Annotated in this window: 26 protein-coding genes and 1 pseudogene; 6 read left to right on the forward strand and 21 right to left on the reverse strand. The window is 67.5% G+C overall.

What is annotated here, in order from left to right; translation table 11 throughout:
- Positions 1 to 143: 143 nt before the first annotated feature.
- From ACRDTB_RS26535 to ACRDTB_RS26545, 3 genes are all read right to left on the reverse strand, one after another.
- Positions 144 to 2,444, reverse strand: a complete 2,301-nt coding sequence (locus tag ACRDTB_RS26535; RefSeq protein WP_431434601.1) for a hypothetical protein — start codon at positions 2,442 to 2,444, stop codon at positions 144 to 146.
- A gap of 3 nt (positions 2,445 to 2,447) precedes the next feature.
- Positions 2,448 to 2,756, reverse strand: a complete 309-nt coding sequence (locus ACRDTB_RS26540) for a pilin (protein ID WP_431434643.1) — start codon at positions 2,754 to 2,756, stop codon at positions 2,448 to 2,450.
- 284 nt (positions 2,757 to 3,040) lie between these two features.
- On the reverse strand, positions 3,041 to 4,036 hold the full coding sequence (locus tag ACRDTB_RS26545; protein WP_431434602.1) for a hypothetical protein: 996 nt from the start codon (positions 4,034 to 4,036) through the stop codon (positions 3,041 to 3,043).
- Between the two features lie 879 nt (positions 4,037 to 4,915).
- Here ACRDTB_RS26545 and ACRDTB_RS26550 point away from each other — a divergent pair.
- On the forward strand, positions 4,916 to 5,941 hold the full coding sequence (locus tag ACRDTB_RS26550) for a hypothetical protein (protein ID WP_431434604.1): 1,026 nt from the start codon (positions 4,916 to 4,918) through the stop codon (positions 5,939 to 5,941).
- On the opposite strand, the gene ACRDTB_RS26555 is transcribed toward ACRDTB_RS26550, so the two are convergent.
- The 3 genes from ACRDTB_RS26555 to ACRDTB_RS26565 form a co-directional block, all read right to left on the reverse strand.
- Positions 5,857 to 6,999 carry a tyrosine-type recombinase/integrase gene (locus tag ACRDTB_RS26555; protein ID WP_431434606.1) on the reverse strand — a complete coding sequence of 381 codons (1,143 nt, stop codon included), beginning with the start codon at positions 6,997 to 6,999 and terminating at the stop codon, positions 5,857 to 5,859. The genes ACRDTB_RS26550 and ACRDTB_RS26555 overlap by 85 nt on opposite strands.
- A 534-nt stretch (positions 7,000 to 7,533) precedes the next feature.
- Complete coding sequence (locus tag ACRDTB_RS26560) at positions 7,534 to 7,872, reverse strand: helix-turn-helix domain-containing protein (RefSeq protein ID WP_431434608.1); 339 nt, start codon at positions 7,870 to 7,872, stop codon at positions 7,534 to 7,536.
- Positions 7,873 to 8,931 carry a tyrosine-type recombinase/integrase gene (locus ACRDTB_RS26565; protein ID WP_431434610.1) on the reverse strand — a complete coding sequence of 353 codons (1,059 nt, stop codon included), beginning with the start codon at positions 8,929 to 8,931 and terminating at the stop codon, positions 7,873 to 7,875.
- A gap of 73 nt (positions 8,932 to 9,004) precedes the next feature.
- On the opposite strand from ACRDTB_RS26565, the gene ACRDTB_RS26570 reads away from it, so the two are divergent.
- The 3 genes and pseudogenes from ACRDTB_RS26570 to ACRDTB_RS26580 all read left to right on the forward strand — a co-directional run.
- Positions 9,005 to 9,193 (forward strand): hypothetical protein, encoded by a 189-nt coding sequence (locus ACRDTB_RS26570; RefSeq protein ID WP_431434612.1) that lies wholly within the window; start codon positions 9,005 to 9,007, stop codon positions 9,191 to 9,193.
- Entirely contained in the window at positions 9,190 to 10,434 is a 1,245-nt protein-coding gene (locus ACRDTB_RS26575; RefSeq protein ID WP_431434614.1) for a TRM11 family SAM-dependent methyltransferase, read from the forward strand. Before ACRDTB_RS26570 ends, ACRDTB_RS26575 begins: the two co-directional genes overlap by 4 nt.
- A pseudogene (locus ACRDTB_RS26580) lies at positions 10,431 to 11,027 on the forward strand (DNA cytosine methyltransferase); the annotation flags it as partial. The gene ACRDTB_RS26575 and the pseudogene ACRDTB_RS26580, both read left to right, overlap by 4 nt.
- A gap of 114 nt (positions 11,028 to 11,141) precedes the next feature.
- On the opposite strand, the gene ACRDTB_RS26585 reads toward ACRDTB_RS26580, so the two are convergent.
- Both ACRDTB_RS26585 and ACRDTB_RS26590 read right to left on the reverse strand, forming a co-directional pair.
- Complete coding sequence (locus tag ACRDTB_RS26585) at positions 11,142 to 12,422, reverse strand: hypothetical protein (RefSeq protein WP_431434645.1); 1,281 nt, start codon at positions 12,420 to 12,422, stop codon at positions 11,142 to 11,144.
- A 12-nt stretch (positions 12,423 to 12,434) separates the two neighbouring features.
- Positions 12,435 to 12,563 carry a hypothetical protein gene (locus ACRDTB_RS26590; protein ID WP_431434647.1) on the reverse strand — a complete coding sequence of 43 codons (129 nt, stop codon included), beginning with the start codon at positions 12,561 to 12,563 and terminating at the stop codon, positions 12,435 to 12,437.
- Positions 12,564 to 12,685: 122 nt separating this feature from the next.
- Between ACRDTB_RS26590 and ACRDTB_RS26595 the strand changes: the two genes are divergently transcribed.
- Positions 12,686 to 12,940: a helix-turn-helix domain-containing protein gene (locus ACRDTB_RS26595; RefSeq protein WP_431434615.1), complete on the forward strand. Its 255-nt coding sequence runs from the start codon at positions 12,686 to 12,688 to the stop codon at positions 12,938 to 12,940.
- 60 nt (positions 12,941 to 13,000) lie between these two features.
- On the forward strand, positions 13,001 to 14,503 hold the full coding sequence (locus ACRDTB_RS26600) for a tyrosine-type recombinase/integrase (protein WP_431434616.1): 1,503 nt from the start codon (positions 13,001 to 13,003) through the stop codon (positions 14,501 to 14,503).
- 161 nt (positions 14,504 to 14,664) lie between these two features.
- Here the strand turns inward: ACRDTB_RS26600 and ACRDTB_RS26605 are convergent, their stop codons facing one another.
- From ACRDTB_RS26605 to ACRDTB_RS26665, 13 genes are all read right to left on the reverse strand, one after another.
- Entirely contained in the window at positions 14,665 to 14,844 is a 180-nt protein-coding gene (locus ACRDTB_RS26605; RefSeq protein ID WP_431434618.1) for a hypothetical protein, read from the reverse strand.
- 195 nt (positions 14,845 to 15,039) lie between these two features.
- The gene (locus tag ACRDTB_RS26610) at positions 15,040 to 16,050 is read right to left on the reverse strand and encodes an ImmA/IrrE family metallo-endopeptidase (protein ID WP_431434620.1); all 1,011 of its coding nucleotides are present in this window, start codon (positions 16,048 to 16,050) and stop codon (positions 15,040 to 15,042) included.
- Positions 16,037 to 16,711, reverse strand: a complete 675-nt coding sequence (locus ACRDTB_RS26615; protein WP_431434622.1) for a hypothetical protein — start codon at positions 16,709 to 16,711, stop codon at positions 16,037 to 16,039. The genes ACRDTB_RS26610 and ACRDTB_RS26615 overlap by 14 nt, the downstream gene beginning before the upstream one ends.
- Positions 16,708 to 17,238 carry a sigma-70 family RNA polymerase sigma factor gene (locus tag ACRDTB_RS26620; protein WP_431434624.1) on the reverse strand — a complete coding sequence of 177 codons (531 nt, stop codon included), beginning with the start codon at positions 17,236 to 17,238 and terminating at the stop codon, positions 16,708 to 16,710. Before ACRDTB_RS26620 ends, ACRDTB_RS26615 begins: the two co-directional genes overlap by 4 nt.
- Before the next feature lie 887 nt (positions 17,239 to 18,125).
- Positions 18,126 to 19,094: an S-4TM family putative pore-forming effector gene (locus tag ACRDTB_RS26625; protein ID WP_431434626.1), complete on the reverse strand. Its 969-nt coding sequence runs from the start codon at positions 19,092 to 19,094 to the stop codon at positions 18,126 to 18,128.
- Positions 19,091 to 19,957 carry a CBASS oligonucleotide cyclase gene (locus ACRDTB_RS26630; protein ID WP_431434628.1) on the reverse strand — a complete coding sequence of 289 codons (867 nt, stop codon included), beginning with the start codon at positions 19,955 to 19,957 and terminating at the stop codon, positions 19,091 to 19,093. The genes ACRDTB_RS26625 and ACRDTB_RS26630 overlap by 4 nt, the downstream gene beginning before the upstream one ends.
- 22 nt (positions 19,958 to 19,979) lie before the next feature.
- Entirely contained in the window at positions 19,980 to 20,483 is a 504-nt protein-coding gene (locus tag ACRDTB_RS26635; RefSeq protein ID WP_431434630.1) for a hypothetical protein, read from the reverse strand.
- Entirely contained in the window at positions 20,480 to 20,959 is a 480-nt protein-coding gene (locus ACRDTB_RS26640; protein WP_431434632.1) for a hypothetical protein, read from the reverse strand. The genes ACRDTB_RS26635 and ACRDTB_RS26640 overlap by 4 nt, the downstream gene beginning before the upstream one ends.
- Complete coding sequence (locus ACRDTB_RS26645) at positions 20,946 to 21,851, reverse strand: AAA family ATPase (RefSeq protein WP_431434634.1); 906 nt, start codon at positions 21,849 to 21,851, stop codon at positions 20,946 to 20,948. Before ACRDTB_RS26645 ends, ACRDTB_RS26640 begins: the two co-directional genes overlap by 14 nt.
- A 170-nt stretch (positions 21,852 to 22,021) precedes the next feature.
- Positions 22,022 to 22,219, reverse strand: a complete 198-nt coding sequence (locus ACRDTB_RS26650; protein WP_431434636.1) for a hypothetical protein — start codon at positions 22,217 to 22,219, stop codon at positions 22,022 to 22,024.
- 102 nt (positions 22,220 to 22,321) lie between these two features.
- Positions 22,322 to 23,359, reverse strand: coding sequence for an ImmA/IrrE family metallo-endopeptidase (locus ACRDTB_RS26655; RefSeq protein ID WP_431434638.1), 1,038 nt, complete (start codon positions 23,357 to 23,359; stop codon positions 22,322 to 22,324).
- Positions 23,356 to 24,147, reverse strand: coding sequence for a hypothetical protein (locus tag ACRDTB_RS26660; RefSeq protein WP_431434639.1), 792 nt, complete (start codon positions 24,145 to 24,147; stop codon positions 23,356 to 23,358). The genes ACRDTB_RS26655 and ACRDTB_RS26660 overlap by 4 nt, the downstream gene beginning before the upstream one ends.
- A 262-nt stretch (positions 24,148 to 24,409) precedes the next feature.
- Entirely contained in the window at positions 24,410 to 24,814 is a 405-nt protein-coding gene (locus ACRDTB_RS26665; protein ID WP_431434641.1) for a hypothetical protein, read from the reverse strand.
- Positions 24,815 to 25,200 lie beyond the last annotated feature (386 nt).

The following is a 25,200-nucleotide window of genomic DNA, read 5'->3' on the forward strand; positions in this document are numbered from 1 at the left end:
CGGTGGTGCATCCCCTGGGACGAGGAAACCCAGGCCATCTACCGACAGCAAGCCGCCAAACCCACATCGCGCGGCAAGCGAACAACCCCAACAACCGCAGGAGGTGCAGTATGAAACGACCGTCGGGATACTAACGGGTGCGGTCATGACGTCTTACCTCCTGGCTTGGGACTCGGCCGCGCCTCCGGTGACGGTGTTGGCGGTGAGCTGAAGCGCGGCGGCGTGGACGGCTTCGGCAGATCCAGTGGCAGCGGCAGCTGGCTGCCGGCGCGCGGTGCGGGCCGACTCGGTGATGCCGGTGACGACCTGGGTGCGGGATTGGGTGCTGGTATTCGTCGTACGCCCTCCCGCGGCAGACGTCGTGCGCCTACCAGTGCTGGCGGACCACTGGGGCTTCCGGCTCTCCTCGGCGACTGCCGGTAGTGAGGTGAGGCGGGAACACGAGTAGCCGTGTGGGAAACCGGCCTGCCCGGCACCGCCACCACGGACAGAGACGAATCCCGCCCAGCCGAGCGGGGCCGCGGTGAGGGGCGGTGCGGATCCACGGGTACTGGTCCGCCCCCGACAGCGCCGGGACGCTGTGGCAACGGCCTGCTGCCGCCACTGCTCGTGTGCGGTCCACGGTTACCCTGGCGACGACCTCCACCCTGACGGCCACCGCGAGGTCCACCACCGTGAGATCCATGGCGACCGCCGCCGCTAGGACCGCCACCACTAGGACCGCCACCACGACCACCGCCGCTAGGACCGCCACCACGGCCGCCGCGACCGCCGCCACTCGGACCGCCGCCGCCACGGTCGCCACCGCTAGGACCACCACCTCCGCTAGGGCCGCCGCCATGCCCACCGCCACCGCCCCAACCGCGGCGGCCGCCACCTGATGGGTGTGGGCGACGGGTTCCGCCGCCACTGAACCGGCGGAAGATCGTGTAGACGAGGAACCCGCGCGCGAGGGAACCCAGCAGCGAGCGCCCACCACCGACGCGGAGTGACCCGAGGATCCAGAACGGGATCTTGAACAACACGTACATCAGCGCCATCGCGACGAGCAGATTCACCAGACCGTCGACGTTCGGCCCGAACATCGTGAACCCGCCCGGGGCGAAGAACACGCGCATCGCGGTGATCAACGTCAGGGACTGCACGACCTGGATCGCGAGACAGCCGCCGAACGCTTTCCACCACCAGTAGGCGATGCCCTCGGTCTGCGGCAGCGCGTGAAACATCAACGCGATCGGGGCGCCGGCGATCAGGACGAGGGTGAGGGCGATCCGGACGATGTAGGTGACGAGCAGGACCACCAGCATCCCGGCGAGGAATATGCCCATGAAGATGATCCAGATCCCGCCCGTGAGCGAGCCCAGGATCATGTCTTTCAGCGCCTCGCCGGGTCCGACCATGGGCTGGTTGGCGTCCACGCCGCCGCCCATCACCGCTTGGGCGAGGGCGTTGGCGATCTGGATGCCCTTGGTCGCCACCCAGAGGCTGAGCGCTCCGGCGAGGAAGCCGACCACGATCCGGGGTGCGATCTCCTTGATCGAGTGCCGGGTCTGCAGGGTCTGGTAGCCCATCACGATGACGCCCGCGATCAGGACCAGCAGGCCGTAGGAGACGAGCAAGATCTCCCAGGAGTTGTCCCACAGCTCCCCGATCCGCGGCAGATCGTCCGGCATCGGGGTGGTCAACAGAGTGTTCGAGAGCAGGTCCAGCAACGGGTTCAACGCGGCGGTGACGATGCCGCGGAAGAAGGCGTTGATGGCCTCGGTGATGCAGGCACCGATGTCGCTGATCCCGCACTCGTCCTCGGGCTCCTCACCCTGACCGGGTTGCCCCTCGCCGGGGTTCGTCGTCGGCGCCGTGGTGGTGCCGGGCTGGGGGATGCAGCCTTCCCCGGTACACGGCGTCGTGCTGGTCGGACCGGGTGTCGGGCTGTTGGTCGGGGCACATGGCTGCACCGGGACAGTGGGGTCGCACGGCGGCAGCGTCGGCGCCTCGGTGGGCAGCGGCAGCCCCGTCGACGGCGTGGGTGACCGCGGTGTGGTGGTCGGTGGGGGCAGGACGCAGGTCGGCGGCGGGGCGCTCGAACTACACGGGTCTGGGTCGACCGTGGGGACCGGCAGCGGTTGCGCGGCGGCGGCCGGCGCGGCCGGTGAGCCCGAGTCCGGGCCGAGGGCCGCGGCGGCGAGGGCGCCGCCCAGCAGGACGACCAGGCTCACCACCAACGCCACCAGCGCCCGGCCGCGCGTCACGCGTGTAGGCCGCGCCGTCCGGCGGGCGCGCCGGGGGCTCGCGGCCGGGGGCGCGAGCATCTCCCGGCGGTCCGCCGACGCCGCCGCCGACCCGCCCTGCGTGCCCTCCGCTGCGTCGTGCAGCGAATCGACGGTGGGGCTGATAGTGGGGCCGACCGAGGGGCGGCGCGGGGTGGGTCTGATCGACGGGCGCATCGGTCAGGCCCCCACGATGCCCTTGAGCACGGTGACGACCAGCGGGGCGAGCGCGGCCAGGCCGTAGCCGATGCCGGCGGCCTTGAACGCCTCCTTGGCCTTCTCCTGCTCGCTGGGGTCGCCGCCGCCGAACACTCTGCGGACGCCGCCGATGGTGAGGAACACCGTCGCCAAGGCCGCCAAAATGCCCATCAACCAGTTGCGGATGTTGGTCAGGACCTCATCGATGCTGCCTGCGATCGCGAGCACCACGGTGTCCGCGTGAGCGACCGTGGTTGTTGATGCCGACGCGGTCAGGGCGAGGGTGAGCATGGCCACCTGGGCGATCACCAGGGGCCGCCGCCGCACCGTGGTGCGGCGCCTCACCGGAGGCGGGGGCATCGGAACAGACACCGGACCTGACACCGGAGCAGACATCGGAGGGGTGGTGGGTGTGTCAGTGGTCGGTCGCGAGGTGCGGGAGCGGCTGTGTTGGGCTCGGCGGGCCACGGTGAACGGTGGAGCGAGTGGCGGGGTGACGGGTCCTCGGCGGGGCCGACGGTCGCTGCCGCGTTGACCGGGCCGGTGGTCGGGCCGGTGACGAAGGGGCGAATGGGTCAGGCGCATCGCGGCACCTCCGGAGTCGTGCCCGGGGTCGTGTTTGGTGGCCGCTGGGTTGTCGCGGTCGGCCGGTCGGGCGAGGTGGTGTGCGCGGGGGCGGCTGGTGTCCTCCCGCGGCCCTCGACTCCGGATTCGGGTGGCTTTTTCCAGGTCCGATACCGAACTGTGACCGACAACTTTTCCGTCGACGTGGTCACTCTTCGTGACTTCCCGGCTGGACGGCGCAGGCTGGTGCCGGTGTCATTGGCGGTGCTGTTGGCGGCGGTGGTGATGGTCGCCGCGTTGACCGCGCGGATCTCCACATCGCGCTCGCGGCGATCACCGGGGTCGTCGTGCGGGGCCTGCTCGGACAGCCACGCGACCAGGCGTGCTTCGGCTTCGCCGCGGACCCATTGCAGGGTGGTGACGTTGACGCCGGCATCGGCCGCGGCGGCGGACAGCGAGTAGTCCTCCAGTCGGGTGGAACCGATCAGCTCAGCCTCGTCGCGGGTGATCGCGCCTTCGGCTACCGCGCGGGCGAGGACGAAGTCCGGGTGGCCCCACGGCGGGGTGGGCTCGCTGGAGTGGAAGTCCTCATCGGTGGGCAGCGGGCGCTCCAGCGCGTCGCGGATGAACAGGTGTCCCGCGCGCAGCGCCGCGCAGCGCAGCCGCCACAGGATCCACGGGCGGGCGAGGTTGATGCTTGCCAACTCGGACAGGAACCCGGTCAGCACGGCGGCGTGGATGTCGCGGTGGTCATCGGCGTACGGCGCGCACAGTTCGGCGGCGATGGCGAACAGCGCGGGTAGCGCGACGCCGACGCAGGCGATCGTCCAGGCGTTGCCCTCGTCGCGGGAGCGCGTGACGAGGTGCATCCAGACCAGGTCCACGGTCGGCATCGGCACGCCCGGGTCCAGCAGCAGCTCGCGCAGCTCGTTCAGGGGCACCCGCCGCCGGGGCAGACCGGGGAAGAACCGGCCGTCAATCGACAGTGGATCCGGTCCGGTGACCAACCACTCGAACGCTGTCCGCGCGGAGTCCAACGGAAGGGAATCACGCGCAAAAGGCGCGCTACGAGGTATGCGATTCGGGGCCATAGTCGGCTCCTTTGCGTGGCCGAAGAAAAACGACCAGGCAAGGAGACAGAATCAAGTCCACCAAAACGCCGCGAAAACGCCTCCACATGGCTTCCAAACCGCCACCGACGATCTTGAGTGATCGTTTCAACCCGCCAAAAAGATCATCTACAGGTCCGCCTGGCTGCCGCCGAGACTTTCAGGTCAAGATCATTCAGTGATCGTCGGTAATAGCTTGTGAGCTGCTGAAAAAGTGTGTTCGTGGCGGTTTGGTGGCGATTCGGTAATAGCCCGTCGCTGGCTGGGCGCCCTGGCCGGGTCGCCGATCCGCTGCTCCACGGTGGGCGCGCAAGAAACTTCTGACGTCGCTGCCGCCGGTTGGGTCACGGTGGCGTGGTCAGGTTCTCGGTGGGCGTACGCGGCGCGGGCCTGTCTTACATTTCTGGTCGCCGCGCCGCGACAAACTCGATGATAAAGATTAGATAACGAGCCTGGAAAAGGGTGGCTGCTTTCGGAGTCGGGGGGTGCTACAGGGCGCCACGTACCGCGCGGCGCAACACCCCGAGGCTCTGCGAGGTATCCATGCCCCAGTCCGACCACCCGTCGCACCGGTCTCGGCCACACGGCCCGAAGCGGCGCAGCGACTCCGCCCGCCCGACCAGCAGCCGTTCAGGTACCCGCCGGGGAGGCGACCGCCGCCCCTACCCGACCGCTTCGACTACCACCAGGGTCAGCCCCGCCAAGCCCGGCTCCACGACCGCGCACTCGCGATCACACGGATCCGCCGCGGGGATGTCGCTACCGACTCCGGCGACGGTGTGGCCGGCCGGACCGGAGCCGATCGACCTCGACGCGAGTTGGCCCACGCCGATCGTCAGCACGATCGTCGCCTCGTTCAGCCAGCCCGGCGGACGGGTCGCGCTGTTGCCCTGGCCGACCCCCCAGCACACCTCACAGTCGGCCCCCGACGAGCGTCGCGGGCTCGACATCGTCGGCGCGGACGGCGTGATCGAGCGCGCGTCCGGAACCGACCCAGACACAGACAGCGACGCCGACAACGACACCGAGGTGAGCCACGCGCTCGCCGCTGTCGAGAGCCTCGACCGCAGCGGTCGCGTGGTGCGCATCGCGGTCGAGGACAACCGCACCGGTCCGACATCGCTACCGTTCTGGGCCGACCTTGTCGGCACCTCTGACCGCGCGCCCGTGACCGCCTCCCCGGCGCAGCAATCGGGCCTCGACAGCGCGGTGCTCGACGGACCCGACGCCGTCTCACCAGACAGCGTCACCAGTGCTGACCTGATCATCACGAGCCTGCGCACGGCGCACGGCAGCGACCACGCCAGCGACCTGGTGGCACTGGTCGCGGCCCGACTTTTGCGGGTCGGCGGGATCCTCGCTGTGCTCACACACTGTGACTGGCCGCTGGGTGAGCTGATCGACCCCACCGGTGCGGTGGTGGCCTCCGCGCAGAACGCCGACCTGCTCTACCTCCAGCACATCGTCGCCCTGCACGTGCCGATACGCGGCGGCCGATTCGCCACCGAACCGCTCGCCAATGCCGACCGCGCCAACACCACCGCCATCAACACCGCCAACACCAGCGCCAGCACCAATGCGGTGGTCGACGAGCATGCGCGAGCTCAGCACCGCGCGGCCGTGCGCGGACTGCCCGCGCCGCACCGGCGCATCCACTCCGACGTCCTGGTCTTCGCCCAGCCCCATTCGTCCGAGAGTTCAGCCGAACTGAAGGTTCTTCAGGACGAACCCGAGGGTTTGTCAGGGGGATTGTGCGGTGTGGAGCGGCGGGTTCCTGGTGAAGTCGGGAGCTGGGCTTCATGAGGGCGTTGCAGGAGCTGCCGGGCCGAGGTGACGTAGCGGATCGCGGTGCTGTTGTCGATGTCGAACACGGCGGCGAGGTGCAGTGGGTCGGCGCCGCAGGCGAGGGCTTCGTCGAGTTGCCGGTCGATGCGAAGGCGTTCGATCGTGGCGGGCAGGCCGCGCAGCAGCAGCCCGACCCAGGGGTGGCTGACCGGCCCGTGATGCACCGCGCTTTCTTTACTGATCAGCAGGTAGGGGTTGGCGGTGTTGGGCCAGCGCTGCCGGCGGTAGTTCAGCCAGCCGGCGAGGACTTGGTGGGTCAGGTCGTCGATGTGGCGGGCGCGCCCGGCGATGGTGATGCGGCGGTTGCCGAGGTCGACGTCGTCGAGCCGGATCGCGCGGATGTCGCCGTGGCGGGCGGCGTAGATGGCGGCCAGGGCGATGAACAGGCGTGCGTGCGGCGTGGTTGCCGCGGTGACGGCGTGGCTGATCTCGTCGTCGGTCAGCGGCTGCAGGATCGGTCGTTCGCGCGGGCTGTTCTTGATCCCTGTGGTGGGGTTGCGGAAGATCAGCCCTTCACGTTTGGCCCAGGTGAACAGCGACCGCAACGCCGTGAGCATGCCTGTTCGCGCGAAGCCGCGACGGCTGGCCAGCGCGGTGAGGAAGTCGTCACGAGTGACCTCGCGCAGGTGGCCGTAGCGCTGCGACCAGTCGGTCAGCGGCGTCTGCGCGTGGCGGACGTAATTGCGGATGGTGGCTTCGTCACGTCTCCGTACGCGTGGGCCGCCGTTGCGCAGGGCTCGCGCCCAGCGCTCGACGTCACGGTGGATGGCGGGGCTCAGGTCGGTGAGTTTGCCGGCCAGCCAGGCGTCGAAGGTGTCGGGACGGTCGTCCAGCAGGACGCCCATGGTCGCCAGCACCTCGGTCACGTGGTGCAAGCTGTCTCCCCGGCCGCGCAGCACCCGGTGGTAGTCGGAGAAACGGATCCTCTCATCTTCGAGGTGGCCGGCCAGCAGCATCACCAGGTTGCGGTTGAGCGTTCGGTGGACGATGTCGCTCCACCCGCGGGTCTCGGCCATGGTGTGCGCCAGGTGCAGCGCCCACGCCAGCCATGGGTTGTCCGGCACGGATTCGCGGCGCAGGTCGACGCCTCCGTAGCGGTAGTCCCGGCGGAGATCATCGGTCAGCCTCAGCTGCACCGGTCCCGGTGCCGGCCGGCCGGCGACCGGCGGGGTCTGTGTGCGGCGGATTCCTGGTGCGCCAGTGCCGACACCCCGGCGGCGGGGCGGTTTGACGACCGTGTCGCGTGGGCCGGGCATGCGTGCGAAGAACAGTTGGTGATGCCGCGCCTGTTGCACGAAGGGCAGCAGCAGCGAATGCCGGTCGACCGCGCCGCGGTCGAGCCGGGCCTGGCACCAACACAGCCGGCAGTGGCCCTTGTGCAGCGGCATGCTACGGACGCACGTCAGGCAGAGGCCGATGTCTGGGTGGCGGGCGCCGAAGTTCTGGCAGAGATGGCACCGGCCGGCGCGGTCGGGCACTCCCCAGGCCAGGCACTGGTCACAGCTGACCATCGGACGGAAGCCCGCGCTCATGCGTGCTCACGTCCTCAGTCAGGCGGGCGGCAGCGATCGGCCGTCACGACGCCGCGGCACCACCATCGGCGTCACCGACGACGCAGCCGACGATGCGACCGCCGCCTGCGGCGCGGTGTCCTCGGTGCTGCGGGTGACCTTGTCCGGCTCCGGGATCAGCAACTCGCTGACCGAGCAACCCAGCACCGCGCAGAGGACGTCCAGGTCGGCGAGCTTGATCGAAGCTGGCTGCCCGGACCACAGGCCGGACATCTTGCCCGCAGAGATCACCAGCCCGTGTTCGGCCAGACTGCGCTGCAACTCGGAGGCCTTCCAGATGCCCCGCTGCGCGGCGGCGAGCCGCAGGTTCCACTGCATTCACACCAGCCCCTTCAACCGTTCGGCTGCTCGTCGTTGTCCGTCGAGCCAGGCGTCCTCGATCCGGCTGCGGTGAACATGAACATATTTCATAGTTGTGGCGATCCACGCGTATCCGAGCGTCTCCTGGATGGCCACCAAGTCCATCCCGTACAGGTAGAGCTGAGACGCACAGAAGTGTCGCAGCACATGCGGCGTGAGCTTGTCCATCCAGTTCGGCAGATAGGTCGCGGCGGCCTCCGCCAGCCCCGTGCGCAGCGTGTCGGCGCCGAGCCGGGAACACGATCCGTCGCGTGTCTTGCGCTCGGACGGAAACAGAGGTGCGCCGGGCCGGGTGTGGTCGCCGCCGAAGTGGCCCCACACGTCCTCGACATACCAGCGCAACGTGCGGCCGGCGTCGTTGATCAGCGGCACCATGCGCTCCCGCGGGCCCGATCCGCGTGCGCCCTTGCCGAGCCGGACGTGCAGCTTGCCGAACCGGCCCAGGTCCCACTTGATGTCGGCGAGGTCGAGGTGGCGCAGCTCGTTGACCCGGAGCCCGACCTCGGCCATCAACCGGACCGCCGCATAGTTGCGCGCGGTCGGCGCGAACTTCCGGCAGGTCGCCATCTCAGCCGCCCAGCCGGTGAACATCGCGGCAACCTGGCGCTCATTCGGCGGGATCCGCAGCTTGGCGTCCTTGCGCCCACGCGGGCGGTTCATCTCATCCAACGGGCACGTCACGACCCGGCCAGTCATCCGGTGCAGCTCGGCCTGATAACGCAACTCCAGGAACGCGAAATACACCGTCAGCGCCTGCGACCGCGCCAGCCGCGTTCCGCTCGGCGAGGTGCGCAGCACGCGTCCGAAGTAGTCATCGGCATCCGACGCGCTCATCTCCCACAGCGGTCGGCCGAACCAGGATCGGATCTGTTCCAACTGCCCGATCTCCTTGCGGATGGTGCCGTCGGCCAGTCCCGCCGACGAACGGGCCAGGACCAGCCCGGCCAGCACGTCTGTCTCGAAGTCCGCGAGTTCCTCCTCGCCCGCCAGCGACCGCACCTGGCTCAGGTCCCTCACCACGGCTAGCGCCAACCCACGTCCCTCACCTTCACGACCCCAGCGAACCTTTCGACCTCACGGAGATCGGCTCATGAATCTCGAAATTGAGTCAACGCACCCCAAGATCACCCAATCGGGCACAAAGGCCCTGGTTCAGGGCATCTTCCGCTTCCACAACACGCAGCAGCCGGGCAAGAACACGCGGGATGTCGAACACGAGCACGAGCCCCTGACCGTGAGCCCGGCCGAGCAGGCGATCGAGAGCGAAGCCATCCGATGACTGGCGCGCCCACACCTCAACCCGCCCACCCCGGACACCACCGCGCTAACCACCGCCAGAAAGGCACACTTGTGGCTGACGACCGCTCCCCGCACGCCCTACCCACCGACGTCACCGACCCGGTGTCGACCCCTACCGAGACACCCACGCAGACCCCGGCCGACGGGCCGACACAACGCCTCCCGCACGCGGGCATCGACGCCCCAGACACCACCACACGCACCACCAGCCGCGCCACCGAGGACACGGCCGGGGACGCCGCGCGGGAGTGGGCAGCGTCGATGCCGGTGTCGGTGTGGACCACCGCGCAGACCTCCCCAGCAGCCCAACGCAAGGGCCGCTACGTGGCCGAGTCGACCGCGCACCCGGCCAAGATGCTCCCCGCCGTCACCGCCCACGCGATCGCCCACTACACCGAGCCCGGCGACCTCGTACTCGACCCGATGTGCGGCATCGGCACCACCCTCGTCGAAGCCGTGCACGCCGGGCGACGCGCGGTCGGCGTGGAGTACGAGCCGCACTGGGTCGACGTCACCGACGCGAACCTCACGCTCGCCCGCGACGCCGGGGCCGAGCACGAGGCGCGGGTATATCGGGGCGACGCCCGGCAGATCGCCGCGCTACTGCCACCCGAGGACCTCGGGCAGGCCGCACTCGTCGTGACGTCCCCGCCCTACGGGCCCTCCACCCACGGGCAGGTCGCGGTCGCGCCCGGCAAAGGGGTGCAGAAGTACTACCACCGCTACGGCAACCAGTTGGACCGCGGGAACCTCGCCAACATCGGCCACCACCGGCTGCTGTCCGGCTTCACCCGCATCCTCGCCGGGCTGGTGCCATTCCTCCGGCCCGGCGGACACATCGCCATCACCATCCGGCCCTGGCGCGAGCACTCCGAACTGATCGACCTGCCCTCGCAGATCCTCGCCTGCGGCCTGCACGCCGGCCTGATCCCCGTCGAACGCTGCGTCGCGTTGCTGGCGCGGGCGGCTGAGCACGATCTCGTGCCCCGGGGTTCGTTCTTCCAGCGCGACTTCATCCGCAAACAACGCGAAGCCGGGCTGCCGCTGCACCTCATCGCACATGAAGACGTGCTGGTGTTCCGCACACCGCTGAAGTCCGTGAGTTCGAGTTCAGCAATCGCAGCAGATCACCAGGATCCCCGACGCTTCCTCAGCGGCCGGGCGCGACACGCCACCAACCCGAGCAGCGACTCGCGCCTGTCGGGGAGTTGGGCGGCATGAGCACCGGACCGCGCCGCGTCACACGCGGATCGGGAAACGGCGGCGCCCCCGCCCTCGTCACAACGACGGCGAGGGCGCAGCGGGCAGCCACGCCGCAGACCGTGCCCGACACAGCGCTGCAGACTGCGCTGGAGACAGCGCTGGAGACGCGGCTGGCCGCCGGGAATCCGGGATCGGTCGTCGGCTCGGTGTGTACCGGCTACGGCGGGCTGGACCTCGGGGTGCTGGCCGCGCTCGGCGGCGGCCGGGTCGCCTGGTGCGCCGACCCCGATCCGCACATCGCGCAGATCCTCGCCGCCCGGCTGCCGGGCGTGCCCAATCTCGGCGACGTCCGTGCCATCGACTGGACAGCGGTGGAGCCGGTCGAGGTGCTCATCGCCGGGTTCCCCTGCCAAGACATCTCCGCCGCCGGTCGGCGCGCGGGTATCGAGAACGGAGCGCGCAGTGGCTTGTGGACCGACATCGGGGAGGGCGTTCGCGTACTACGACCGGCGCTGCTCGTGGTGGAGAACGTCGCCGCGCTTCGCTGGCGCCACGGAGGTCTCCACCGTGTACTCGGCGACCTGGCCGAAGCAGGGTATGACGCGCTCTGGCGTAGCGTCCGCGCCGCCGACATCGGAGCCGCACACCGACGCGAGCGGGTGTTCCTGCTCTATCTGGACACCTTGGGCCAGCAGTGGTGCATCTCACACGCTGGTCAGTGCCGGCTACTCCTTTCCGTCTTTCCCGGCAATGAGGAATGGCAGGAGTGCCAGGTGAATCTCTCGGGCGGGATCACCTGGTGCGTGAAGGACGAAGTCGTAGCGCTCTTCGCTGGGCGTCTTGCTTCGCCGTTTGTAGTTCGGGTGTTCTTCAACCTTGGTCACTGCTTTGGCGGTGACGGTAGAGACGTCCGCGTCGCGGATGAACAGCAGCAGAGCGGCTTTGGTGTCGCGCCAGACGAGGTAGCCGAGGAGTTGGTTGAGCGCGTCGGTGACGGTCTTGGGTCCTTTCCAGATCTTGCACTCGCCGATGAAGACATTCCGGTCGTCGACCCGGATGAGGATGTCGGTCTTGCCGGCTCCGTTGAACACCTCACCGGCCGCCTTGCCCTCGAACTGGGCGTTAAGGCTCACGAGGAGCAGGTCGCGGATCTGTTCCTCGCTGAGGTGCCCGGTGGTCGACGGGTTCCGTTCCAGCGCGTTGCGCATGTTGCGCAGGACCGCAAGGGCGGCTTCGTAGTCCTCGTCTGTCAGCGTCGGCTCGGGTTGGAACGGCCGGGCCGGCGCCGATCTGACCGTTCCGCGTCGTGGGGCGACCTGACGCCGCCGGAGGGGAACCGCATAGGCGTCAGCGTCGGGGCGACGCTTGATGGGGAACCCGATGTTCGCGTGCAGTTCTCGATCAGCCAGGAGCTTGGAGCGGCGGTCGGCCACCAGCTTCGGAATTTCGGCCTCCATCGCTTGTCGGTGCTGCTCAAGGTCGCGCCTGCTCCAGCCGAGATACCGCTCTATCTCGTCGAGTTGCGTATCGAAGTTGGACTTGACCTGGGCGGCGTCACCACCGGCGGGGTGGCTAAATATATGCAGTTTGTTGCCATGCACATCTGCTTGCGGCGGGTTGAACGAGCGCGAACTGGCCCTCAATTTGAAGACCTCGGGATCACCGTCGAACGGGACGACCAGGGTGAATCGAGTGACCCGGCGGGTGTAGACCTCGTCGAACTCGCGGAACTGCTGGGATACTTCGGTGGGGTGAAGCAGGTATGCGTCTGTTTGCCGCAGCGTCGGGCACTCGAGACCGGTGATGCCCAGCAGGCCCTCCGTGATGTCCGCTTCGGGCTTGGCCAGCAATTCGTCCGGGTCTCCGTCCATCAGGCGCTGGTGCGCCCTGCGACGCAGCTCTTCGAGCCTGCCCGACAGATCTCCACCCACAAAGAGCAGCGGCGGTTTCGACATGGCCTTATCTTCCGCCACGGGGCGGATAGAACGGGCCACCAACACGGGCATGTAGCTCGGTGCTCATGGCGACTGCTCGGTGTCCTTGCCCAGGTCCCGCAGCAGGCAGCGCAGTCGTTCGGCGATGCGTTGATGCCGCTCGGCCTCCCGCGGCCATCCCCGGTCATGTGCGTCGGTGACGAGCTGGCACACCAGACTCCTGACCTCACTACGCACACCGCGCCGCCAACTCGGCGGCCCATTCGGCCGTCGTGTCGATACCCATGCGACACGCGGCACACCACCGATCCCGTCGCACACTCGAGAAGGAGCTGATGATGGCCGGCGGTCGACGGCAACAGTGGACCTCGGAAGCGGTGCATGCACTGGGCGTCACAACGGATCTGGTGACGGCAGGCGCGCTACTCGGGATGGGGCGCACCAAGGCCCACGAACTCGCCCGCATCGGCCGGTTCCCGGTACCCGTACTCCGTCACGGCCGCCGCTACATCGTGCCGGTCGCCCCCATCGCACGGCTGTTGCAGCTCGGCGAACCTGAGGACTCCGACCATGACCTGCACGCGGCTTGATGTCCTCGTAGGACGAAGCGACCATACACGTCCCCATACACAGCCCGCGCTGATCAGCGGATGTCGAGAAAGGACGGTCAATCCGAGACCATGGCTGGCTCAACCTTCAAGCGCTGCGGCTGCCGCGATGCCGCAGGCAAGCAACTCGGCCGGCGGTGCGCCCGACTGCGCCGCAACGGCAAGTGGAACAGCGATCACGGCGCCTGGCACCTCCAACTCGAACTACCATCCCGCGCGAGCGGTCGACGACGCACGCTGCGCCAAGGCCCCTTCCCCTCCTGGCGGGAAGCCGCGAACATGCTCGAGCGCCTCAACGAACTGCTCGCCGTCCCGGACCCAGCCGAGCCCGACGCGGTCGAACAAACGGTCGCGGTGATCCACGCTGCACTGCACACCGGAACACCGCTCCCTGACGCCGCCGAGGTCCGTCGACGGTTGACCGCAGGGGTGGCCGTGACCAATACCCCGACCGTGTGGGAGTGGCTGACCGAATGGCTGGCCGGGCGGCGCAACCTGCGCGCCAACACCCGTCGACTCTATGAAGCCCACGTTCGCCTCTACCTCCATCCTCACCTGGGACATCTCCGTTTGGACCGGCTGCGCGTCGCTCACCTGGATGCGATGTTCGCTGCGATCGAGGACCGCAACACCCTCATCGAAACCTCCCGCGCCAGCACCGACGAGACCGTGCGCGCCTCCGTGAAAGGCCAGCGCACCGTGAGCGCGGCGACCCAGCAGCGCATTCGCGGCGTGTTGCGCAAGGCGCTCAACGACGCCATCCGCCGCAGCCTGATCACCACCAACCCGGCCTGCCACGTCGAACTCGCCTCCGGCAAACGCCCCAAACCGCTGGTGTGGACCGACGAGCGCGTCAAGCGCTGGCAACAGAGCGGGCAGGTGCCCAGCAAGGTGATGGTCTGGACCGCTGAACAAACCGGCCGCTTCCTCGACCACATCCGCGAGCACCGGCTGTATGCCCTCTACCACCTCATCGCCTACCGCGGCCCCCGCCGCGGCGAAGCCTGCGGCATCCACGACGACGACATCAACGCCACCCAACACGAACTGTCACTGCGCTCCCAACGCGTCCAGATCGGCTGGAACGTCGAGGAAGGTGAACCCAAGACCGACGCCGGGGAACGCACCGTTGCCCTCGATGCTGAAACCCTTCGCGTCTTGCACGCCCACCAAGCCGTCCGCGACGCCGAAAAAGCGCTCCGTGGTGACGCCTGGGTGGACCAGACCGGCCTGCTGTTCACGGAACCCGACGGCACGCCGCTACATCCCGCCAAGGTGACGGACACCTTTATCACGTTGGCCGCCGAAGCCGGGCTACCGCCCATCCGGTTGCACGACCTGCGCCACGGTGCCGCCACCCTCGCCCTCGCCGCCGGGGTGGATATCAAGGTTGTTCAAGACATGCTCGGCCACTCCAGCCACGCCATCACAGCCGACACCTACACCAGCGTTCTCCCTCAAGTCGCCCACCATGCCGCCGAAACCACGGCAGCACTCATCCCCCGCAGCACGCCCAGCAGTGACCTGGGCCGCGTGGGCCCGTGAGGGGGTAATGCAAGTACCCGGACGGTGCCTCCTCGGTCAGCACCGTGCGCCGGTGTCACACCCCGCCGAGCCGATCGCTTGCGCACCTTCGACGAACGACGGCAGCTTGCTTACGTCCGCGCGGTGGTATGCCCGGTCGGTTGCCTGGCGCAGTCCCGTCATCACTCCGCGCCACGACCTCCGTGGGGGAGCGCGAATGCTGAGAGATACTGGCGCCCATCCTTCTCCGGGAGGGCCGCGACCAGCAGATCGACGACCGGGACTGCGGGCGTATCGGCGTCATCGGCCTTGTCGCGGTCGTTCAGATCGACCTGGAGGAACACGCCCTCCTCGATGATCACGGTCGTACTGTCCCCAGTACCCACTGGCCAGAACACAACGCCCAATTCGGGCAGTTCATCGGTCACTTGCTCTTGTTCCCTTCACTCGCCGCCGAAGCGTCACCGATGAAGGTCCGGCAGGCTATCGGGCAAGCCCTCTCCTGGGCTCTCGTCGTGTAGTCGAGACGGAGGTCGATGGAGTTAGAGGTTGACTGTCTATTCGCTGCACTCCACGCAGAGGCCGTCAACAATCAAATGCGGTTGATAGTTGAGCGTGCATTTGCTGCACCTCTGCTCGCGATCGGCAAGGCGCAGGCAGCGACACTTTCCGCATTGGGGGCAGAAGGGTTCGCCGCAGTCTTGGCACGGGTAGCCGCGGACGGTCTGTATGGTTCCGCAGCAGTGGATCGATCGGACTGGACGCTGATCGAATTCACGCGGTTGGTCGAGATGGAGCTCCTCGCAGTCCCACACGTCGACAGCAGAGAAGACTGCGATGACACGTTTGTCGGTGCCGATAGCATCGACGTAGTAGTCCTCCCGGTCACCCCACGGTGCGCACCAGAAGGTCTTCCTTACCACGCTCTCTCCAGCAGACAGATTCCGGAGGGGATGTCCGTGCGGGACAGATTGCCCTGGCCAGGGGACGACGATCGGCCATCCCTGATCAGCGTCAGGCTTGACACTCGCGTACTCCACGGTGTCACGATCGGTGATCATGATGGCGCCGACATGCGGTAGCCGCTGAGCGAGTCCGATCGCGCACGCCGGCACACTGGCTCGGCTGTCGTTGTACAGGTCGAGCACATGTTGAGCCCGTATCGGACCATCCTTGACGACTCTATCGATAGCGCTAGCTGACAAGAGCAGTTGCTGAGCGATCCGATCACATAGCGTCTCCAGCAGAGGTCCGGGAGCGTCTTGGTCGGCTAGCCAGTCGTACAGACCCTCTACCTGCCCAACGAGCCAGTGCCCAAGCTCGTGTGCCAGAGTGAAATTCTCTCGGCGGTTATAGGGAGTGGGCGCGTACAGGACGACGTTGTCCCGGAGAAACGACACGCCGTCGCATGCACCGCCGTCACCACGGCGGTTTGCGAGATGCTCCGCTGCTTCGACCGTTAGCCCCAGTTCTCTCCGGAGCGTGCCAAGGGGATCATTCGCGAACCGTGCACGTACACCGTGGTCGAGGTAGCCGAGGGCGAGTTCAACGCATTCATCGAGGTCCATGCTGTTCACCCCCGGATTCCAACGCTGCTACGAGCGCCTCGAGGGACGCCAGCAGTTGGTCAGGGTCTGGGCGATCACCTCGGTGGACCGTGGCGAGAGCGCGGGCTTTCAAGGTCGAGGCAGCGAGGCCTGGCGACGTGCGCTGAATCCGAGCCCACCGTCGCACCAAGGCGATGAATTCAGACGTTTGCGTCATCGCGGCGAGCACGTCGCGTTCACCTGGGTCCTGCCGATGGGCGACGAGCTGGTCTGGGTCGGTACTGCACTCCTCCGCTATCGCCCTTATCAAAGCCGGCGATACGTCCGCAGCTGACTGATTCTCCCAGCGGAAGACATCTCCAACCTGGACATCCCACCCGCGGGCTTGGAGCAGGGCAGCCAACCCGCTTGGCTTGAGTTTCGCGTTGCGCCGAGCACGCTTCAACGCGTCGCGGTCGAGGGCGTAGCGAGGATCGGGTACGAGACCCAACATCGCCGCGACCGGATCGGACTCGAGCGGAGGAGCCCCATGCCCCGCGACCCACAGCAACTCTGCCACCTCGAGGAGAGGTGCGACTTCTGCAAGAAGCTCGGCATCCGCCGTCGCCGGCACGTGGTTGGCATTCCTCGTTCGCGCGTCCAGGAGGTTCGCAATCAACTCGTCGCGCTTGTCCTCAGTCACTCGTCACCTCCTTGGTCGTCCAGGTAGCGTCGCAGCTCTTTGAGCGCGCGGGTCGCCATCTGGCTCACCCGGGCCGGCGACACCCCCAGCTCTTCGGCCAATTCAGACCGCGGCCGTCCCAGCGCGATGTATTCCCACGCCACCTTGCGATGTCGCTCGTCGAGCACCGAGAGCCCATCCCAGGCCATGGCCGCGCCGCGCTGGCGGTCGATCACCTCGGCAACGTCTTTGGCGACGTCGGTCGGGTCGGCGTAGTCATGCTCGACCCCCAGCTCGGGACCAGCGTGACGGAACTCTGCCGATCGGAGAAGGTCGAGAGCCTTGCGCTTCGCCGCCGTCACCATGAGGGCTTCCCAGTTGTGAACGGTCGGTGGAGGTGAACCCATCAGGGACGTCATCACCTCCTGAACGACGTCGTTCGCATGGTCCGCCATGCCGGCCTCACGCAGTACTGACCCGGCGACCCTGTGCATGGCATCCTTGTGCTGCAAGTACAGCGCAGCCCAATCCGGTTGAACCCCAGACACCCGATCACCCGGTCGTCTCGTCTATCGAAGGCTTCGGCACGTGCACCTCCGGGTCGTCGCCCGGCTGTCGACTCCGCCGGCTCGTCCTGTAGTCGAGATAAGCCCGCCGCGCGTTAGCGACTCAACGTAACTGTATGATCACCGTTCGCCTACGCAGCAACCGGTCGATACTGCGGGTCGCCGGGAGTCCCTGACCTGGGCGAACACGCCGGCCCATGGGCCGCGTCGCGGGGGTACGGCGTACGCCGTACCCCCGCGACGGCGAGATGTGGGAGGCCACCACCGGCGCCGCGGAGGCCCCTACGACCGTCAGAAGTCGGAGCGCGCGCACGCCGCGCGGCCCACGCTGAGATCAGCTACACGGTGTTGATCTTGTCTGTCGGCCAACCTTCCGCCCAGGAGCACCCATGGAGCACCCAACAGGCCGAAGTGGACAGCAGAAGCTATCACCGAAGATCACCTAAAACCACAAAACCGCAGGTCAGCCTCTAGGCTGACCTGCGGTTTTGTGGTACGCCGCCAGGGACTCGAACCCCGAACCCGCTGGTTAAGAGCCAGATCCCTGTCGTGCCGCCGGTGCTAAGCGAGGTTGTCGGATGCCGTTGTGCGGGTAATCGGCGTCCGCGCGTGTCGCTGGATGCTGCCGCGTGTCGGCCTGGTTCGCCGCTGTGGAGCGCCCACGGAGCACCCACGTCAACCCGGACGCCGTCCAGGAGCAGGCGGTCCTCCGTCGCAGGTTCGAGACCCCGGCAGGAGCACCAAAGGATGGGAACAGGGCTGACCAGCGGTTTCACGCCGGCAGCCTGGTGGTGGAGGGCCGGTTCGAGCTGACTCCATTTGGTTAAAGCGGGTTCGCTGGGCGGGCTTGGCGCATCCCGCCCAGCGAACTAGGTGGATGAGGTTGAGTCCTGGGCGAGGCGGACACGGTGGCCTTCTGCGGTGTCGCCGAAGTCGCGTTCGTCGTCGTTGCGGAAGCGTTTGTAGAACCATTCGGGTACACGGGCCGGGTCTAGGCGGGTGCGGAGGACGCCGTCCTGTACATCGCGGGCCACGCCGCGTAGGCGGTGCCATTCGGGGTCGGGCACCGGGCCGGGACGCCCGTTGTTCAGTTCGGTGTTGACGACCTTGGCGAGTCGTTCGCGTTCGTCGGCCACCTTCCGTTGGCTGGACCAGATCTCGTAGGCGATCTGGTAGGCGGCCAGGGACGGGACGAAGAAGCTGAGGAGGGTGTCGAGCAGTGTGGCGTTCGCAACCGCGAGACCGACGATCAGGCCGATGGCGGTCCACAGGGATGCGGCGGCGGCGATGAGGTGGCTGTAGCGGCGGCGGAGGCGCGCGTCCCAGGCGAGGTTCTGTTCCTGGGCGATGAAGACGTCGTAGGGGTGGTGGACGTCGTGGGTGGGGTCGTACCAGCCGTCGGTGATGCGCTTGTCCTTCGCGCTGCCTCGGGGGAGTTGGCGTGCGAGGCGGCGGACGTCTGGTTCGGGGATCGGGTCGCCGGCGACGGTGGCGCGCCAGGGCATGTGGAACAGGGCGGTGTCGAACATCTCCTGGAGCAGGGCGCCTTGGCGGGCGGTGTTCCCGGCGAGGCCCTTGAGCAGGAACGCGGAGATGACGAACCAGAAGAACCCGACGATTGAGATCACAGACCGGCCGTGCCCGATCAGCGTGATCAGGATACCGGCGGCGGCGAGCGCGACGGCGGCGTCGACGCGGACGGCCTCGACAATCTGGCCACGTTGGTGACTTGCCGCCGCGGCGCGCTGCAGAAGCAGCATGCCGTCGTCGAGCTGCCGTTCGTGGATGGCCCGGGGCGGTATCCCCCGAACGTCAGCAGGATCGGTGGAGAGGTTCATGGCTTGTTCATCCGGTTCCCGAAGAGCTTCTTCCACTCGTCGTAGGCGGCCTTTTCCTGGTCCTCGTCCTCGAGGTCAACTGCCCGCTCGGCGATGGCGAGGGCCTGGTTGAGCGCGTAGGCCGCAGCGAGTTTCTGAGTGGCGTTCATGACGGCGTTGACATCGCCGCCGAGACCGGCGGGGTCGGGCCACCCGTCGCCGATGCGTTCGGCGGCGGTGGCCAAGAAGTAGATGATCTCGTCCTGGTAGCGGCCAAACGGTGGCTTCACCAGGGACTGGGACATGACCTCCAGCAGGAAGGACGGGGACACGGGTTCGCCGAGCTCGCGGTTGATGCCCTTGATCATCTTGACGAAGGGCACGTACTTGCCGTCGCAGGCGGCGTTCTTGGCGATGCTCAGCTCGTGGTGGCGCTTGGGGTTGGTCGCGAGCCAGTCGCCCGCCGAGGGGTTGGGGATGTAGTAGCCGCCGTCCCCCCGCTTGAAGGCGGGAACCACGTCGATGGACATGACCTCGTCGTCGGCGCCGTAGGGGATGACGACCGCCATGCCGTCGCGGGCGGCGGCGCTCCACTTCTGGCGGAGCAGGGTCTCCAGGGCGTTGATGACCTGGATGGGTGCCTGGTCGCGGAAGCCGGCCTGGTCGCCGTTGGCGTCGAGGACGATGAAGATGTCGATGTCCTTGAGCTTCTTGGTCTTGGTGTCGCGCCGGTAGCTGCCGGTGAGGAAGTCGTCGGTGAGGTCCCACTGCGACTTGACGAAGTCGCGGATGGCCTCGTGCCGTGCCTTGGCCAGGTTTTGCTCGGTCTGGGTGATCTCCAGGTTGTGCTTGAGCTTGGCGAAGGCGTCGTCGATGTATCCCATAGCGGTGTTCCTGCTCGTGGTCTCAGGTGTGGTGGTACCGCATGCCGGTCGAGGCGTGCGGGGCGGAGCCGAGGGTGCCGAAGGTGATGCTGCGCAGGCCGCCGATGCTGGCCCGCTGGCCGGGACCCCAGCCCGGTTGCGGGGTGCGGGGCCCGTTGAAGGTGCAAAACAGCCGGTAGGTGGTGCCGTTGGGCACCCGGTCGAGCTTGGCCCGGAACCGGGCGAGCCGGGCGCGAGAGGCGGTGAACTCGGCGTTGCCGTCGCCGGAGGTGGTGTAGGAGACCGGGAACTCAATCACCGGCACCACGGCGCCCGAGGGCTGGTGGCACTCGAGGACGACTGTGTCGAGGGAGCCCTCCTCGATCCACGCCTTGATCGCGTTCTCGTTCTCCACCCAGTCGCGCACCAGCCGGTCCATGTTGATCCCCAGGTCGGCGAGGATGTCGACGATGGAGCCGAGGATGACGTCGGTCAGGTGCGTGGCGGTGTGCGTCCGGGTGTAGCTGTATGTATAGGCCGAGGTCATCGCTGGGTCACCGCCCATCGGAGGGCCTCACGGTCGATCAGTGGACCCGGAGCGGCGGCTTTCGTCTCCGGAGCGGGCGGGGCGGTGTCGGACAGCCGAGCGTGGCCAGCCGCAGCGGCCTTCACCTGCTCTTGAAGCGGGGCGGGGGACGGAAAGTAGATCGTGAAGTCGTCGGCGCCCGCCGCCCCGGGGACGGGGTTGAGGGTTTCCGCCAGGGCCAGCGCCGCCGTGCCGGACACGGTGGTGATCTCGCAGTGCACCTTGCCGGCCACCAAGGTGATTGGTTGCTTGTGCAGGTGCCCTCCCGTGACCAGCATCCGCCCGACCGCCTCGGCAGCCGACAGCGCCTGTACCGCCTCGTCCCGCGACAACGACGAGGACTGCGCGACGGTGTCCGCCACGAGGTCCGCGATCACCGCCCAGGTCGCGCTGGCGCTGCGCACTGGCGTGGCCGCGACCTCCCTAGTGCGTCGCACGGGACACCTCCGGCTGGCTCGTCTCCGCGACGGCGTTGCGCACCGCGGCGGCCAGGTCGTCCTCGGTGAGGCTGCTGGGGTCGAGCACCGTGTCCAGCCGCTGGGCAAGCGCCTCGAAGATCACCTTGCGCGTGCGGCGGCCGTCCAACCCGTCCGCCGCCTCGGCGATCCGGCTCATCGCCGAGGAGCGCGCCAGTGCACCCAGGGCCGGGTACTTGTCGGCGAGCGTGAGCAGCGTGGAGGCCAGGATCTCCCGCACCGCCTCCGGCTCAGGGAGCGGGACGAGGATGGCGGCGTCGGAGCGGGACAGGAACGCCTCGTCCAGAGCAGTGGTGAAGTTGCTGGTCGCGACGAAGAACAGGTTCGGGTGCTCGGCGGCGTTGAGGTCCAGTGCCGTGAGCACCGCGTCGGTGGCGCGGTGGACATCGGCCGGGTTGGCCGCCAACGACGCCGCCGAGCGGGCGACCGCCATCGACTCGACCTCGTCGAGGATCACCACGGTCGGCACGCCATCCGATGCCAGACCCGGCACGTACTCGCCGAGCAATTCGCTAACCCGCTGCTGCGACTGCCCGTGCTCGGCGCTCATCAGCCCGTGCGGGTTGATCTCGACCCGCCGTACCTCGCCGCCAGGAACGAAGCGCGCGACCTGCGCCGGCAGACCGCGCGCCAGGGTCGTTTTGCCGGTGCCGGGCGGCCCGTAGAGCGTGCACAACCCGTGCAACGCCGTCACCTCGAACGGCAGGTCAGGCCGGACCAGCAGCGACAACAAGGTCTGGTTGCGCAACCGCTCCTTGATCGCCTCCGGCACCACGATGGCGTCCCACAGAGCGGCCTCCGCCGAGTCGGCGGTGACCACTTCCTCGGACAGCACGCACTCCTGAACCTTCATATTCTCAACCCCATCCCCGGACGTACCCGATGTACGTCTTGTCGCCAGGCCTTGAGTGCCGGGCACGCTTATCAAGTTCACTCGCTCTGTTCGTCGTGCATGGCTGCAGCTCGAGTCGTTGCTTCGGGGTAGGTAGGCCGAAAGCGGCCCACCTACCCGTCGAGCCGTAGTCAGCGGTTCTCGGTGACGGTGGTCTTCGGGTGCCGGGCCGCGGACGTTGGGGTGACGTAGCGTCCGCTGATCGCGCAGCGGTGCGTGGCGGCGGTGCTGCGGTTGCCGGAGGGCGACGTGCTCACCGAGGTGCGCGGGTGGCGCGCGGCGGCGGCGTTGCTGATGTAGCGTCCGGTGATGGCGCTGCGGTTGGGCATGCTGCCCCTCCCTTAGTTGGCCGGCTCCGGGATGGAACTGGCTTCACCTAGGCCTGACGTCACACCGCGGCATCTGTCCGGTGGTCCAGCTGAACGGTGGGATCAGGCGCAGTCGTTGCAGACGGTCTCGCCGGGCCGGAACCTGCTCGGGGCCAGGAAGAGGTGGCACTGAGGGCACCGTCGCTCCTTGCTGGCTTTGGCCACGTCACATCCGCAGTGACCGTTTCGACACCCTGCCTCCGAGCAGCCTTCACACGTCTCATCACTCTGGAAGTCGTTGCAGATCTCGCAGATCTGCCACCTCGCGCTCCGATAACCGCCAGTGTCCGCACGAGGAACAGCCAATGGTTTCCACGGGACCATATCGCGCACCACGATCGCGATCAGGTAGTGCGGATCCAGCCACACGGCCTGTCCATACAGCGTCTCGCTCGGGGTGCCGTTGCCGTAGCGGAGTTGCGTGTCGTCCCTGGTGACATGTCCTTCCTGGGTTTCCAGCGCCGCCTCGATCAAGGGGGTTCTCGACTGGTCCGACCCACGGGCGGGTGGGATGTAGCTGTGGGGAGCGGCGAACTGGACGACGCCGTCGGCGTCGAGCAAGTACACGACACCCGCTCCCTGAAGGTGCCGCGAGGCCCACACACAGCAGGCTTCACGGGATGCTGAGGAACTATTGAAGAGGTCGGCCACATCGCGGGCGACAGGGCCCTTCGGCCCGACAGCGGGCATTAACTCATCGTCAGGGAGCAAGATCTCGGCCGCGAACGCGTCGCACGCTTCTTCCTCCAACGTCTCGGAATCGTGCGGGCAGGCTTCGAAGAGCCGGCCGCCGAGCGCGATGTCGGTCTTCTGGAGATGGTGACCCAATTCATGCAGGCCGGTGAACCCGTTTCGCCTCCGGGACGCGGCCACCGTGATACGGAGGGTCGGAGGATTGTGAAGATAGCTGCCCGCGACCGAGCAGCGGTCATAGCCAGCCGGCTCGTCGACATAGACGACGGCTAGGTCCTCCCAGCTCTCCAGCTCGGCCAAGGGAGCAACTCGGAGGCGTTCCACAACACCGGGTCGCCTCCGCTCCAGCGCGTCGATCATCGCGAAAGCTTGGCTGCGGGCTTCATTCGCGTACTTCCCGCGCGTCATCGTTCCTCCGACCGCGAACCAAGAAGGTACTGCTCGATCCTGTTTGACCAATCCGGAGGCCTCGACCCCGTTTGGCGAGCGGCCATCGCGAAGACGCCATACGCTCCCGCTTCGCGGGCAGCTGCCTCGTCGGTGTTGTCTCGTGCGGCACGTTCTCGCCACACAGCGCGCAACTGCGGATGTTGCACCTTCGCGACCAGGTCGGCGGGAAGCGGTCTAACAGCCTGGGATACCGATTCATGGTCGACACCGGTGGACTCCGAGACCACGTGAGCTTGCGCGGGAGTCATCGGCCTGTAGCCGCGTACGATATCCATCACCTCGGCTTGGGTGAGGCCCAACGGCGCCAGCGCCGTCACCAGGCCCTCGAAGCTGAACTTGTCCCCGAGCACCTTCACCAAGCTGGGAGTCGATCGTCCTTCCGACTCGACAGGGAGGGCGGGACTCGCTCGTAGAGCGTCGAGGTCGTCGAGGATCTCAGCCCTGATCGAAGCGGCCGGGTCGAACTCCGACGGAATGGGAGTCCCGCGACGTGACCTCGGTGGCAGGCCCGTGTCGGCTCCGACGGGCTGGTTCGCAGCGTTCACGAACTCGTTCGTCCACTGGTCGAGGACTGCGTCGAGCACCCGAACGGGCAACTCGGCCCGCAGCCCTCTCCACACGGTCACCGGGATACCGAATACGGTACTCGAGGGTTCCAAGACGAGGCAGTGCTCGTCCTCGGCGGGCGGATCCACGGTCACCGGCATCATGGTGACGTCGAATTCGCCGACGTCGAGCAACAGCACCAGCAGGGACACCTCGTTCCAGCACGCTCTCCACACTTGGCCCCGCTGGACCTGCACAGAACGTGGTTCACCGAAGCGAGCCTCACGGCCAGCTTCGGTCAAGACATCCGGAACGCGAGCCCGGCTCGCGAGTTCGAGAAGGCGGTCGGATACGGTCGGATCGTTCACGTTGTCCTCCCGATGCGGTCGACCTCATGAGTCGTCACCCGTGTCTGACGTCGCAACGAGCGAACCGTCCGGCTATGCGCGAGATGAGTAGGTGTCAACGACACAGCTCGATCACCTCCAGCACGATCTGCTGGGCATCCGGCCCCGTGCCAGCCAGTTCAACCAACTTCGCCCTCGTACGCTTAATCATCTGGTACGGCCGGGACCTCCCGAGGCCCAGCCTCTCCCGCACTGCCGCGACATCATCCAGAACAGGGACGATCGTCCTCTCGTCCGCGGACAATCGCGCGTGGACCGCGACCGCGGCACACGCCGTGTCGAGTTCGGTGTCGGCCGCGATCACGAGATCCTCAGCGGTCGGTTCCCAGGACGGCAACTCGCCAGACTCAGCAACATCGGCCACAGAGACCACGATCGGATCCAGGGCTGCGGCGAAGCGCTGCGCGAAGACGAAGACCAACTGTGCCAACTCCAGACTTCCCTCCGCCTTGGTCAACACAGCTCGCATGATCGCCACCAGGGAGGCGTGATCCGCCAGAGGCGGACGCCGGGAATCACTAGTCCACTTCGGCACTCGAACATCAGCCACACCCCGAGCAGCTTCGACCAGCGGCTCGAGATCACCCCCGAACGGGGCACCAGCCGTTCCAGAAAGCCTCCACCGACCCGCGCCAGGCCCACCGTCCGGGACCTGCTCGAACGCAGCATCCTTCAAGATCTTCTCGATCGAGCGACGAAGGGCGCCACCCCCGGTCTTCCTAGTACGACAGCCGCACTTAGATGATCTTGGCTGGTCAGGGTGTCGATGAACCCTTGCTGATCGTGTGGGCAGCCGCCTCAAGATCATCAGGTTGTGACACAAGAGATCGGTGAGGCGGCTGCGGC

It is taken from the genome of Actinophytocola sp. (assembly GCF_050699935.1).
Taxonomy (GTDB): domain Bacteria; phylum Actinomycetota; class Actinomycetes; order Mycobacteriales; family Pseudonocardiaceae; genus Actinophytocola.